This window comes from Arachidicoccus rhizosphaerae (assembly GCF_900107765.1).
In the GTDB taxonomy this organism is placed as follows: domain Bacteria; phylum Bacteroidota; class Bacteroidia; order Chitinophagales; family Chitinophagaceae; genus Arachidicoccus; species Arachidicoccus rhizosphaerae.
This window is the reverse complement of the sequence record NZ_FNQY01000021.1, coordinates 23,795-37,853: the sequence shown is the minus strand read 5'-3', so window position 1 is coordinate 37,853 and position 14,059 is coordinate 23,795. Positions and strand designations below refer to the sequence as shown.

The following is a 14,059-nucleotide window of genomic DNA, read 5'->3' as shown; positions in this document are numbered from 1 at the left end:
ACAATAAAAAATCAATATTATGAAGCCTAAACACTTAACCTGGATCTCAGTTGCCTTGATGGCACTGATGTCCGCCAGCTGTAAAAAAGATGACAATGGTGACATGTCCGGTGGTTCTGCCACCATCACTGTTGAAAATGTGCTGGATTCCAGGCCGCTCGTTGAATCGGGCACCTTTATGAATACGGGAAGTTCTTCATTAATTATGCCGGGACAGTCCGTTTCCATACAATTTTCTGCGGCCAAGGGGCAGGCATTAAGCTTTGCGACCATGTATGGCTGGTCTAATGACCTGTTCTTTGCTCCGGCCAGCCCGGGCATAGCATTATACAATAGTGACGGAACGCCTATAGAAGGGGACGTTTCATCTGAAATTCGGCTCTGGGATAACGGCACCAGGATTAACGGCAAGCCGGGTAAAGCGCTCATGCATCCGGGGACAGCGGAAACGGCGCCATCGGTGATAAAGGAAATTAAAGGCATGGACGATCAGGGTAACAGCTACGCCGCTGCTTCGGATCTTATGGAGGCGAAACTGCATTATGACGGTAACTCCACCTTTACCTTAATGATAACCAATACATCAGGGAGTACGAGTAACCCGACACCATTTAGTCCTGGCGTTTGGGCGATATCCTATATCGCCGGAGGCAAACTGTTAAACCCGGATCCGCTGTATAAAGAAGGTCAACTCAGCCAGAATGGACTGACGGACATAGCAGAAATGGGAAATCCTGAACAGCTGAGTGCTTATATCGACGGACAAACCGGCATATTTACGCCTTTATCTCCTGTTCTGGTGGTGGTATATAACGGTATAGAAAATCCGGTGTTTATGCCGGGGGCGAAGGATCCGGGAAATGGCCTGACAGATATTGCCCAGAAGGGAGACGCTACCGCACTTGCCGGCTATCTGAAAAAGCTGCCGGGCGTCAAATCTGTATATGTGCTGGCCGCCAGTGGCACCACCGTATTATTACCTAAAGTGGGAGAGGATATGGGAGGCAGCGTATCTCAAAAGCTGACCCTGGATAAAAATGACAAGATAGCAGTGGCCACTATGTACGGTTTTTCCAATGACTGGTTTTTTGCCAATCAAACTGGTATTGACGGGTCTACAAGAGGAGACGTTGCCGCGGATCTTGGCCTCTATGACGACGGTACGGCCATTAGTCAGTATCCAGGTGCAGGAATCACCCAGTTCAACCTGGCCGGAACGCCGTTGGGAGAAGATAAGGAAATTTCAGAAGTGCCCAATCCAAATATGTTTACGACACTTCCGGATGTCAAGGATATGATTCGGGTGACAATAAACTAGTGCTCAGAAAATAGGTAAGACAAATAAGACGACAAACAATAAAAAAGATAAAGTGGAAAACAGCAATTTTAAAGTGCTCAAAAGAGCAGAAGTCTCTCAAAAAAATCAGCAGGTCTTTGACCGGTTAACTAAAAGTTACGGTGCGGTGCCTAACCTATATTCAACACTCGCTTATTCCGAGAATGCTTTGGAAGCATATATTAACCTGGAATCCACTAAGCTATCGCTGTCGGATAAACAGGCTGAGGCGGTGAACCTGGTTGTCAGTGAAATCAACGGCTGTATTTATTGTACCAGCGCGCATGTGGTGGTTGCAGAGAAGACCGGTTTTACAAAAGAGGAAATACGCCGGATCAGGTCGGGACATGCGGATTTTGATCCGCAGCTTGACGCACTGGTAAAATTAACACATGCATTAACGCTCAAAAGAAAAGTGCCCCATCCGGAGTTATTAAACAGATTTTTCGAGGCGGGCTATACCAGGGGGCAGTTAGTGGATCTCATTCTGTTAATTGGAGACCGGACCATCAGTAACCTGCTGCATGCGGTTACCCGGGTCCCGGTAGAATTCCCGCTGGCGGAACCACTGGATTAAAAAGGCAAGTATAAAGGTGACATAATAGATAGCCGGCTGTTAATTTTGTTGATTAAGGGCAGCCGGTTTTTTTCTTCTTAAAAAAAGCAAAATGATCATGGTAAAAAATAACAGATACAGGCTGTTTTTAACCGGTTTTTTATTATTCGCAGGTGTTTTTGGCGGTGCGTATGCACAGCAGGCTGCGAACCTGCAGCAAATAGGCCCAACGGACAAGGCAGCCACGCATGCAAAGCTAAAAGCAACTGCCACTGAGGCAGGGTCCGGAAAAGAGATCTACCCCATGACTCCCTATGATATCAGCCCGCTTCTGATAGGCGAGAAAATTGAAGAGGCCAGCCTGAAAGATGCAGATGGCAGGTCAGTGGAGTTAGCAAAGGTTTTTGACAACAAACCGACAGTGCTGGTGATGTACAGAGGAGGCTGGTGCCCCTATTGTTCAAAACAGTTGTCCAGCCTTCAGGAGCTGGAGCCCGAACTGATAGCTCTGGGGTATCAACTCGTGGCTGTCAGCACAGATGCGCCTGAACAGTTAAGAACCACCCTGGAAAAAAAAGAACTTAAATATACACTACTCTCGGATGCGGATCTGAGTTTTGCCAGGAGCCTGGGAATTGCCTATAAAGCCCCCAAGGAATACCTGCAATTACTTCCCACTTCCACAGGTGGAATGGATAAGGACCTGTTGCTGCCCGTTCCGGCTGTCTATATTGTTGATAAAACTGGGTGTATACAGTTTGAATATATTAATCCGGACTCTCGGCGTAGGTTAAACGGGGATTTATTAAAAGCTGCCGCCCTTAGCCTGAAACCTTTCCTATGATTAAATTATTATTCATCAAAGGGCTGCATCGGGTGGTGAGGAGTGGGGCAGTTAACAGGAAAAAAGCCTTATTTTTTGTAATTTTACTAACAGGGCTGTTGACTGGCACTGTGTTGACTGCGCAAACAGCAGCGCATCCGGAAATTGATTTTTTTAGGGGCACCTGGCAGCAGGCCCTTCAGGAGGCAGGGAAGATAAACCGGCCGGTCTTAGCAGAAGTGGGCGCAAGCTGGTGCCTACCGTGCAGGCAATTACAACAGGAGACCTTTAAAGATTCAGGGGTTGTCCAATTTTTGAACAAACATGTTATAACCATCACCTTAGATGCTGAAAATAAGGAGGGGACGGGACTGGTGGACCTTTGGCAGGTAAGTACTTATCCTACGCTGCTGTTTTTTGATGTGTCCGGTAAAATGCTGATGCGCTATGAAGGTTTTATAGGTAGTGACTCACTGTTGGCATTAGCAAAAAAAGCCCAGGGGCTCATCAGTCATTCCCGGATTAAGGCCAGTGAATGACACGGCAGCGCGTCAAATGGATAGAAAATGATGGCTTTGAACGGTTAAACATATATATGCGCAGAGAATATATAGAAGATAAGACAGCGGCAAAATTTGTCATGCTGAGTCAGGAACCATCTTTAAAAGGAAAAGGGATGCAGGGAGGGCAGCCCGAGCCTATCAATACTTTTGTTTTTAACCAGGGGCGCGCTCAAATAGTAATGATAGATGAAGTCGCCTATACCATGCCGCCTAACTGTATTTTACCTTTGGTGGGTGGTCAGCATTTTGTTTTTGAGCATCCGGAGACCCTGACGGCCTGGCAGTTTAACAGAGAGTTCTACTGTATTGTGGATCATGATGCAGAAGTGGGTTGTGTGGGTTTTTTATTTTACGGCATTCAACATCCCATGTTTATAACCTTAAGTAAGGAAGAACTCGCTGAAATCTCGCACCTGAAAAAAGTTTTTGCCGAGGAACTGCTGTTAAGTGATCATTTTCAGGGGGAGATGTTGCGCACCTTATTAAAAAGAGTCATTATCCAGACGACCAGGATCGCCAAAAGACAGTCCGTGGGTTATCAGGCTGCCAGCGAAGAAAAGATGGATCTGGTCAGAAAGTTTGCGTTGCTGCTGGAAGGGAATTATAAAACGCATCATGACGTCGGGTTTTATGCGTCGCTACTCAATAAATCACCCAAGACCCTGAGCAATGTATTTTTATTATACAAGCAGCCCGCTCCATCTGTCATTATCCGGAGCAGGATCTTACTGGAGGCTAAACGGTACCTGAATTATACAGACAAGACAGCCAAGGAAATCGCCTACGAGCTGGGTTTTGACAGTCCGGCACATTTTAGCCGTTTTTTCAAGAATTATACAAAGACTAATATAACAAGCTTCAGGCGCTCCTGAGCATGAATAGTTGTACACAGCTTTTTATAAAAAATAAACGGGCCTTGTTTTAACTAGTCAAATGCAGCGTATTGTAAAGTTTTTTTGCTTTACGGGTTTTAGCGGTAACAAGCCCTGATACCACTTGCAGGATGGCCCCTGCCCTGGACTGAGTGATAAGAAAACCGGGGATACAAAAAATCTTGAAGCTATACTATTTAAAACTATTAGCATGAATAAAATACAGCATTCAAAAAAGGGATTTAGTTCATTATCCGTCTTACTTGTGATCATTCTAACGGGGCTGACTATTGCAGTCCGGGCTAGCGCTGATATAATTCATAAAAATAATATAATCAAGGAAGAAGAAATGTTCATTGGAGGCAGGTGGGATACCGCTACTTTTGCGGCGGGTTGCTTTTGGTGCGTGGAGGCGCAATTCAGTCAGTTAAAAGGCGTGAAGGCTGTGATCTCAGGTTTTACGGGCGGTAAAGTGGCTAATCCCAGCTATAAGGAAGTCTGCACCGGCCTGACAGGCCATGCGGAAGCCTGTAATATCATATATGATCCTTCCGTTATCAGCTTTAAACAGTTGCTGGCCGCCTTTTTCGTGGCGCATGATCCTACCAGCCTGGACCGGCAGGGGGCAGATGTCGGCACGCAGTATCGTTCCGCCATATTTTACCATAATCCCTCACAAAAGCAGTTGGCAGAAGCAGTCATACGTGCGTTAAATCAGCAAAAAGTCTATGATAGCCCGATTGTAACAGAGGTTACTCCCTATAGCGTGTTTTACAAAGCAGCGGATTATCATCAGGATTATTATAATCAAAACAAGGGCGTTCCTTATTGTCAGTTAGTTATTAAGCCCAAACTTGATAAATTCAGAAAGGTTTTTAAATCGCGTCTTAAATGATGGAAAGAGCATGGTTTGATTAAGCTGTTTGATCTCGGCGGCGGGTATGCTGATTTGGTTAATCTTACCCTGGCTGTTTAGAGGCCCGAAGAATCAAATTATGAATGGTCGGGATTGTCCAGCATAGAGCCAGGAAGGATTATCTGACTGCAAAGCCGGTAACGTGCGCAAGAGACATAATGCGCTCCATTTTGCCGTCCACCCAGTAAGCAGGCGAATAATAGTCCACCATGCCTGCAACATAGACTTTTCCATCCACGACGCATATATTATTTGCCTGAGCAAATTCTGAACCATCCAAAAGAATGTGTGTCACGCCGCTTTTCCAGTAGACTGCACGCATGCCGCCGCCGGTGTTAGGTGTCTCGCTGCCGGAAACGTAAATGTCATCTCCCAGAACGAAGATGCCGGTTGCCCGGGCTGTACAAGTATCAGGGCAGGTCAGGTTCACCATTTCACCGTTTTCCCAGTACCGCGCCACCTTGTCATTACCTGCGGCATATACATCATCTCCTTTTCAAGTTCAGTCCAGTTTGAGATAATATTTTTACTCGTAACTTAAAGGCTCTTATTGGAATTAATTTAGCTTTTTACCCCTTCGGATTACTATAAATATTCGTATATTTGCTATATGCCCAGAATTTATCCACTTGGAATGCAAAGTTTTCGGGAAATCCGAGAAGGAGGCTATGTTTACATAGATAAGACCGAGGATATTTATCAAATGGTAAATACTGGTAAGTATTATTTTTTGAGTCGTCCCAGGCGCTTTGGCAAAAGCCTTTTAGTGGATACAATTGACGAACTTTTCAGCGGAAACCAAAAACTTTTTGAGGGCCTTTGGGTACACGAGAAGTGGGACTGGGCGAAAACAAACCCGGTAATTCATTTTGATTTTGCTAATATTGGCCTTAGGACAAGAGGCTTGGAAAATGCTATTATAGGGGCATTGGAAGATAATGCGAATAGGTTAGGTATTTCGCTTCACAGGAAGGAATATGACCTAATGTTTAGGGAATTGATAGAAAAGGCCTCTTTAAATGGCAAAGTAGTTATCCTGATCGATGAATATGATAAGCCTATTATTGATTTTATGGATGATCTGGATCTATTGGAAGCAAACCGCTCCATTATGAAGAGTTTTTATTCTGTCTTAAAACCAAGTGATGGGTATATTCGTTTTTTACTGATTACAGGTGTGAGCCAATTTAGCAAAGTAAGTATTTTCTCCGATCTAAATAATTTGGACAACATTAGCTTAATACCTCAATATGGCGGAATTATAGGGATCACACAAAAGGAGCTGGAAGAAAATTTTGCAGAAGAAATTGATGATCTGCAAAAGAGCAACCCAAATATTCTTACCCAGATCAAGGACTGGTATGATGGTTATACGTGGAATATGAACACCTGGGTTTATAATCCATTTTCATTACTAAAATTCATGAAGTATCAAATATTTCAGAATTTCTGGTTTGAAACTGGAACTCCAACTTTTTTGTTGAAGCAACTAAAAATGCATTCGATTTACAATGTGGAAGATATTGAGGCCAGCAGCCAGGATTTATCTAGTTTTAATACAGATAATCCCGACCCTGGTTCTCTACTCTTTCAAACGGGTTACCTGACGATTAAAAAAATTTCCTCGGACCGTCAACTCTATAAATTAGGTTTTCCAAATAAGGAAGTTAAGTCTAGTTTTTTAGGGGGCCTGCTTAGTACATATAGGAATACCTCAGGAGGCGATACTCTACAGTTAATCAAGAAGTTAAACAGGAGCCTTAGAGGATTTGATATAGAAGGAGTGGTTAACCAATTGAATGCGTTGACTTCATCAATAGCCTATGACCATTGGAAGGGAGATACTGAATCTATTTTTCATATCCTCACCTATTTAACCTTCAAACTGAGCGGAGTAGATGTATATACTGAGGTTCATAGTGCCACGGGCAGATGCGATATTCTTGTCAAAACAGAGCTCTATATATACGTTATGGAACTAAAGCTGAATGGTACCGCTGAGGATGCCCTGCATCAAATTAAGAATAAAGGATATTTAAAGCCTTACGAGTCCGATTTAAGAAAGAAAATAGCGGTCGGGATTTCTTTTTCCTCAGCGCAACGTACAGTGAATGATTATAAAACAGAAGAATTGTAAAATGGCTCTTTTATTTGATGTTCTGCCTTATATGAAAATTAATTCGTGTACTCCTCAAGTGATAAAATTGTGATTTATATCCGGTTTAGATTGCAATTTAGACTTTAGATGAACTTTGCGGGCCTCCATGGTCGAACGTAGCCTATTTATTAGCATACTTTTCTTATCACTATTGTCCGGGTAAAATTTAAGAAAAAAGGGGTGATTTAGAAAAACCACCCCAAAATTTGGTAAATTTGAGATAACTACAAACCAATTTTACCATGAGCAAATCTAAGGAATTTCCCGGACAGCCGGTTTTGTCTCAAATATTAAATCTTATTCCTGCCCAGATTATAGAATGAACTAGCTAATCATGTTTTTAAAATTTGCAGTGGGTGAATTAGGGTATATAGCGTGCAAAAGACCAGTGGGCTTCGCACATATGAATTCTTTTGTAACGGGCTAACCCTGATTTTACTTTATGATGTTTTGGCAATGGCTTACTTTTAAATGGATATTAATTTTCTGGTTTAGTCATTCAGATATGCGGTGGTTCCATACCGCCATTCAGTATGTATTGTGCCTTGCTTTTGCCTGCCAGGCATAGGTAGTGGTACAGATTCTTACAAAAACACGGTCGAAAAAGAGCTTTCCCTTGGTGATAAGTAATAAGATTTAATATACTGCCGGATTCCCTTTATATCAATTGAATGTATCCTGTCCAGGCATAGACCCGTATTGAGTTGTCTTACCTTCATAATATGTATGCAGCATAAAAAAGGACGGACCTGAGGAGCATAGGGTCCGTCCATGATTGGTTAGGCTGCTTTACCCGGATTTCAGAGGGCTGCAGCCATATTAAGCTGAGTCAACTTACCGTCTTTAACGGGAAGACATATACGCCTCAGACTTGCCGGTCATTCAGCTCCTTAAAAAGGCTACCTGCCCGGTTCAATTAAAAAGCTATACTGCAGCGTCTTGTCTTCAGGCATTTCAAATTCTTTTAATGGCTGCGGTCCGCAGCTGGCATTGCCCAGTCCCCGTTGCAGGCAATCCAGACTGAGGTAGACCTGCGGACGAATGATCTCTGGCAGTTTAAAATCATGATAAGTCTTCCAGGCCGCTGCATCGGTAAAATGCAGGGCGCTGAAGCTTAATGTATCCAGAGAAATGATTTTAATGCCCTTTTGCCCATTGCCGTTTAGGGAAATCCATCTGGCATCTCCTCGCTGACCCATGCTTTGTAGCTGCACATAATGTTCATGGCCCATATCTGTGGCAGTAGACTGATAAATCCCGAGGAAAGCACCGGACTGTCTGTCGGGGTAATTCTCAAAGGGTCCTCTGCCGTACCACTGTACATTTTCGTTTTGAGGAGTGAGGCTCATGCGCAGCCCGAACCTGGGCGGCATATATCCATGTCCTGTATGGAAAACGGCGCTTACTTTAATAATACCATCAGGGGACACTGCGTATTCCACCTCGTAAGGAAAATGGGTGTTTTCATTCGCGATATAGGCGTCCATCTTTGTTTGAATCAGGTCAGTTCCGTCTGATTGTTTTTGAACGGCAAAATCACTAACCGTAATTTTCGTGTCGCTGTATCTGCGGGGATCATTATTAATGCTGCGGTACCAGTTAAAGGAAGGGCCTTCGCTATTAAAAATCTGCTCCTGACCGTTATATATAAGAGAAGTCATTAGACCGCTCAGCTTGCTAAACACCACCTGGTAGCCCTTACCGCTGATACGGACCGAGTCCGGACCTTCGGTAATAGTGCTTTTTGTTGTGCCGGTTAAAGTAGCCGTAGCAAATGTAGGTATTACCTTGCCTGACAAGCGGAATTGCTCTCTAGCTATGGTATAACCTGCCGCAGCCCAGAGGGTTGGACGTTTAAGGCTGGCATATACATTGAGTAGGTATTCATGACCCGCCTTAAGTGGGCTATGTATTTGGGGTTTATAGGACAGGTTGCCGTCCGGGGCCACTGCAGGCAGGTTAAAGTCCGCGGAGTCTATCCTTTTGCCGTCCTTCAGCAGTACCCATTTAAAATCAAACTGATCCAGCGTAGTAAAATCATATTTATTCAGTACAGTGATACCCTGATCGCTGTTATAGATGAATTTCAGGTATTGATAGACCTTTTGAACTTCCAGAAGTTTTGCGGTTACCCTTCTGTCGGGTGTGGTCAGGCCGTTCGCACAAAAAGAGCCGTCATTAGGCTTATCCCCAAAATCACCGCCTAAATAATAATGATTATCCGGCTCTCCAGGTTTATTGAGTCCCTGATCCACCCAGTCCCAGATACATCCTCCGACCATCCTTTTAGAGTTTTCAATATAATCCCAGTACTGTTTCATGTTACCCATGGCATTGCCCATGGAGTGATCATATTCGCAAAGAATAAAAGGCTTTTCGGTGTTTTGTTCGTCTACCTTTTGCATGTCTTTTATGGAAGGATACATGCGGGAATCAACATCCGCTACCTCATTATAGCCTTCATAGTGGATGGGTCTTTCCGGATCGATATTTTTAATGGCTTTATAGACGGCTTTAAAATCAGAGCCGGCACCGCTTTCATTGCCCATCGACCACATAAAAATACTCGGGTGGTTGCGGTGCTCCAGCACATTACGTACGTTGCGGTCTACAAAGGCCGGTATCCAGTCGGGATCATCGCTAATGGATTGATTGCCATGGCACTCCAGGTCCGCCTCCGCGATAACATACAGACCGTAATAATCATAGAGTGCGTACATCCTCGGGTCATTGGGGTAATGGCTGGTACGGATGGTATTGATATTATGGCGCTTCATCATCAGGATATCTTTTTGCATTAGCGGTACCGGCACGGCTTTGCCGAGCCGGGGATCTATATCATGGCGGTTAACGCCTTTAAAGAATACCTGCTTGCCGTTAATATAGATGCGCTTATCATGGATCTTCACATCTCTAAAGCCAAATTTACTGCTCAGCACTTCCTGCACTTTGCCTTTGGCGTCGCAAAGGGTAAATATAGCCGTATAAAGACTAGGAGATTCTGCTGACCAGAGTAGCGGCTGATCCACACTACCTTCCAGTTGCAGGGGCGTAGTGCTGTCGCCACCCCTTGTCGTTACCATGCCTTTGAAGCTTTTGACCAGTTTTCCCGCAGTGTCCAGTATGTCGATTTTTAACTGATGGGTACTGCCCGGCTGCTTGACAGCGTCACTCGTAAAGGAAGTATGGATGCCTAAAAGCGCATTTTGATAATCCCCATTTTTGAAACTGGTGGTAATATTAAAGTCCTGAATATGAAATTTAGGCGTGGCAAATAAATAGACCCGGCGGTGGATCCCACTGAGCCGGAACATATCCTGATCCTCAATATAGCTGCCATCACTCCATCTGTATACCTCAACAGAAATGTCATTATTTCCTGCCTTCACAAATTTCGTGATATTGAATTCTGCCCCGTTATTCGCCCCCTGGCTATAGCCGACCTGCCGGCCATTGACCCAGACGTAGATGGCGCTGTAAGCGCCGTCAAAATGCAAAAATATGCTTTTGCCATCCCAGTTCTCCGGGATCTCAAACTGCCTTTTATAAGAGCCCACTGCATTTGGCTCCTTTTCCAGGGTCCAGCCTTTCACTGGTTTTATAAAAGGCGGATCGCTTTGGAAAGGATAGGTATAATTGGTATAGATCGGTGTGCCGTATCCCAGCATCTCCCAGTTGGAGGGGACAGGGATCTCTTTCCAGCGGGACACGTCATAATCCTTTTTATAAAAATCTACGGGTCTTTCAGAAGGCTGTTTTACCCAGTTGAATTTCCAGTTACCGTCTAAAGACTGCCAGAGATCACTATTGGTCTTTTCCCAGGGCGCGTTAAAAGTCGGATCCTCTTTAAGCGCAGCCTCGGAGCCAAAGGGCACGTAAAGGCTATGGGCAGGCAGCTTATTAATCCCTATAATATGTTCGTTTTCCCAGTTTTCCTTGCCAACAGTAGGCGGCGCTGTTATTTTTTCCTGTACAGGTTCGATACGCCAGAGGTTCATGCCGCCGGGACCGCCATTTTCCTGCATCGGCCTTTGAAAAAGACGTCCGCTGATGGCATCTTCTGCGATAACCAGCTTTGGATGACTGGCGTCCCTTAACACAAAATGCTGGCCGTCGCCCCCATTTTGACCGACCGGATCCATTATCCAGTGCTGATTTTGGTTGGATGCATTATGGGTCCAGAGCACCAGCTGATTACCTGTTTCTGGCGCCATGTTATTATTATCTATGCCCAGCTTTCTGAAGGGGTGATAGATTAAAAAAGACCGGTCGTCTGCTTTTTGGATGCACCAGATCTGGCGGTTGTCTCCCTTTTTCAGATTAGACAGTACAATAGCCGCATTATTCTCAGCATTATCCGGCAGGGATATCACCTGCCCGTTACTTGCGACAATCCGGTAATAAGCAGCTGTAAAAGATTGACTGAAGCCCTGAGCCGCACAAATAAGCGTGCATACCATTAGCAGGGCACCTTGATAAATTTTTCGTGTCGTCATGGATAATTAAAAATAGAAATATTGATAGAAAATGAAGAATGGAGGATGTAAATATCCAAAAAATAATTGAAAATAACCGTCGCATGGGTTCAAAAATATATTTGCTGTTGTTCTTTTCCGGGGTCCGTTGCTTGAAAATGGCCCGTTACATGTGCACAACGGGGCTTTTAATAAAAAAAACGGCACGCAAATAAATAAACCGGTATATGGATTATTAACAGGCTGCTGCCTATACGTATATATAACAATCGCTCAGATAAATATAAACGCCTGCTTACTGAGCGAAACGGGCACTTTCCAGGTTCCATAAAAAAGAAACAAGCCTCCCGCTTTTTACCTTACTGCCTGAAACGGGATAACCGGCCACAGGCCTCCACCTTTTATGGATGAATGACAAAAAAATTTTCTGTAAATCAATAGTATACCTTATTAAAAATTAAATGAAATTTAAATTCACTAAAAATTATCCAAAATAATTATAATTTGGGCTCCTGTTAACATTCTAATCGGAAATCTAAATGATCAATTATGCGAATACTGCAAGCTTATGACGATCATACCCTGATGGAGCAAATAAAAAATGACGATCAGGCGGCTTTTGAAGTACTGTTTGATCGTTATAATGGCCTGCTCATCAGCCATGTTTATCAAAGAATCCGGGATATTTCTGAGGCGGAGGATGTGGTACAGGATATATTTATTAAACTATGGGAAAGACGAAATGAGATTGCCTGTACTAATATAGCGGGATATCTTTTTACTGCTGCCCGCAATAAAGTGCTGAACCTAATAAAACACCGCCAGGTAATTGTCCAGTATGAAAATGATTTTAAACGATTTGCCGCCGCTCACCCTATGAACTCCACAGAACACCAGCTGGAGAAAAAAGAACTGGAAGCCATTTTGGACGCGGAAATAAAAAAACTTTCGCCCAGGATGCGACAGGTATTTTTGATGAGTCGTAAGGAACAGCTGAGTCATCAGCAGATCGCCGACCAACTGGGGATCACCAAATTTACGGTCAACGATCATATAAAAGCTTCTTTAAGAATACTTAAAGCCAAGATTGGGGTGATTATTCTGCTTATTTTATGGACCGGTCATCTTAATCCTTAATTTTTTTTATCTTTTTATCCCTACTGTACCAAGCTAAGTTGTTATTATAACCGGAGACCCATACCATGGAGGACAAGGACCTGAGAAAACTCATAGAAAAGTACCAGAAGGGTACTGCCACAGCGGTAGAGAAGGACTATCTGGAATCCTGGTATGCGCAGTTAAACGAACGGGAGAGTCAGCCTCTTTCAGAGGCAAACATACAAAAGGCGGGTAAAAAGGTAAAAAAGGCGGTTTTGCAGCGAATGAATGGAGACGCTGGCAAACCGGTTTCTTTCCGGATGCTGGCCGCAGCTATTGCTGCCCTGATAGTGCTGACCGGCAGTATTTTGTTTTTCGTGGAGAAAAGCAGAGGGCCTGCACTGGCCACGGACGTCGCCCCGGGCGGCAATAAGGCAGTGCTGATACTCGAGGACGGCAGTTCCGTGAATCTGGACGCTGCCGGCACGGGAAGAGTCGCTGCTCAGTCAGGCAGCAGTGTTGTAAAGCTGGACAGTGGCAGCGTCAGGTATGATGCCACCCGGCAGCCTGCTGCCGGGGCCGGTACGCCCGCCATAACTGCCTATAACACGATTAAGGTACCGCTTGGCGGTCAGTATAAACTGACACTGCCTGATGGTACTAAAGTATGGCTGAATGCGGGCTCCAGTTTGAAGTTCCCGGTTTCTTTTGCCAGACTTAATGACCGCAGGGTCTTTTTACAGGGAGAAGGTTATTTTGAAGTGATCCATGACCCGGCCCATCCGTTTTATGTAGCTACAGACCGGCAGGAAGTGCGTGTTCTGGGTACACACTTCGATATAGAAGCCTACCCCGATAACAAAGCCGTTAAAACGACCCTGTTGCAGGGTAGTCTGAAAGTGAAAAGCGTAAGAGGCGGGGACAGCTGTCTGTTAGTGCCGGGTAAGCAGTCCATATTAAAGGATAGGTTGCAGGTGCGTAGTGTAGATACGGAGACGGTAATAGACTGGAAGGACGGCTATTTTATTTTTAACGGAGAAACGCTGCAAGATATTTTGACCAAAGTCGCCAGGTGGTATAATATACAGATCGTCTATGAGCGTCATGTGGAAAATGTCCGGCTGGATGGTATCATTTCCAAGAACACGGTTCTCTCAGAAGTGTTATCCATGATCAGTGCAACCAATAAAATACAATTTGAGATCAGAGGCAGTGTCTTATACGTAAAGTAATAACCTAAACTATAGGGTTTAAATACAACT

11 protein-coding genes are annotated in these 14,059 nt (G+C 44.3%); 9 read left to right on the top strand and 2 right to left on the bottom strand.

Annotated elements, in window-relative coordinates:
• The first annotated feature begins 19 nt into the window (after positions 1-19).
• The 6 genes from BLU80_RS15095 (at position 20) to msrA (ending at position 5,045) form a co-directional block, all read left to right on the top strand.
• Positions 20-1,318 carry a spondin domain-containing protein gene (locus BLU80_RS15095; protein WP_091400113.1) on the top strand — a complete coding sequence of 433 codons (1,299 nt, stop codon included), beginning with the start codon at positions 20-22 and terminating at the stop codon, positions 1,316-1,318.
• 52 nt (positions 1,319-1,370) lie between these two features.
• Positions 1,371-1,913 carry a carboxymuconolactone decarboxylase family protein gene (locus BLU80_RS15090; protein WP_091400112.1) on the top strand — a complete coding sequence of 181 codons (543 nt, stop codon included), beginning with the start codon at positions 1,371-1,373 and terminating at the stop codon, positions 1,911-1,913.
• Between the two features lie 91 nt (positions 1,914-2,004).
• A complete protein-coding gene (locus tag BLU80_RS15085) occupies positions 2,005-2,736 on the top strand; it encodes a peroxiredoxin-like family protein (RefSeq protein WP_091400110.1) in 732 nt (243 codons plus the stop codon).
• Positions 2,733-3,254 carry a thioredoxin family protein gene (locus tag BLU80_RS15080; RefSeq protein WP_091400108.1) on the top strand — a complete coding sequence of 174 codons (522 nt, stop codon included), beginning with the start codon at positions 2,733-2,735 and terminating at the stop codon, positions 3,252-3,254. Before BLU80_RS15085 ends, BLU80_RS15080 begins: the two co-directional genes overlap by 4 nt.
• On the top strand, positions 3,251-4,150 hold the full coding sequence (locus tag BLU80_RS15075) for an AraC family transcriptional regulator (RefSeq protein WP_244518958.1): 900 nt from the start codon (positions 3,251-3,253) through the stop codon (positions 4,148-4,150). The genes BLU80_RS15080 and BLU80_RS15075 overlap by 4 nt, the downstream gene beginning before the upstream one ends.
• 211 nt (positions 4,151-4,361) lie before the next feature.
• Complete coding sequence (msrA, locus tag BLU80_RS15070) at positions 4,362-5,045, top strand: peptide-methionine (S)-S-oxide reductase MsrA (protein WP_244518956.1); 684 nt, start codon at positions 4,362-4,364, stop codon at positions 5,043-5,045.
• Positions 5,046-5,184: 139 nt separating this feature from the next.
• On the opposite strand, the gene BLU80_RS15065 is transcribed toward msrA, so the two are convergent.
• Positions 5,185-5,526, bottom strand: a complete 342-nt coding sequence (locus BLU80_RS15065; RefSeq protein ID WP_091400106.1) for a hypothetical protein — start codon at positions 5,524-5,526, stop codon at positions 5,185-5,187.
• 150 nt (positions 5,527-5,676) lie between these two features.
• Here BLU80_RS15065 and BLU80_RS15060 point away from each other — a divergent pair, with 150 nt between their 5' ends.
• On the top strand, positions 5,677-7,203 hold the full coding sequence (locus BLU80_RS15060) for an ATP-binding protein (RefSeq protein WP_091400105.1): 1,527 nt from the start codon (positions 5,677-5,679) through the stop codon (positions 7,201-7,203).
• A 920-nt stretch (positions 7,204-8,123) separates the two neighbouring features.
• Here BLU80_RS15060 and BLU80_RS15055 read toward each other — a convergent pair.
• On the bottom strand, positions 8,124-11,720 hold the full coding sequence (locus BLU80_RS15055; protein WP_211481874.1) for a glycoside hydrolase family 2 TIM barrel-domain containing protein: 3,597 nt from the start codon (positions 11,718-11,720) through the stop codon (positions 8,124-8,126).
• 528 nt (positions 11,721-12,248) lie between these two features.
• Here BLU80_RS15055 and BLU80_RS15050 point away from each other — a divergent pair.
• Both BLU80_RS15050 and BLU80_RS15045 read left to right on the top strand, forming a co-directional pair.
• Positions 12,249-12,836: an RNA polymerase sigma-70 factor gene (locus BLU80_RS15050; RefSeq protein WP_091400103.1), complete on the top strand. Its 588-nt coding sequence runs from the start codon at positions 12,249-12,251 to the stop codon at positions 12,834-12,836.
• 65 nt (positions 12,837-12,901) lie between these two features.
• On the top strand, positions 12,902-14,029 hold the full coding sequence (locus BLU80_RS15045; protein WP_091400101.1) for a FecR family protein: 1,128 nt from the start codon (positions 12,902-12,904) through the stop codon (positions 14,027-14,029).
• Positions 14,030-14,059: the final 30 nt, after the last annotated feature.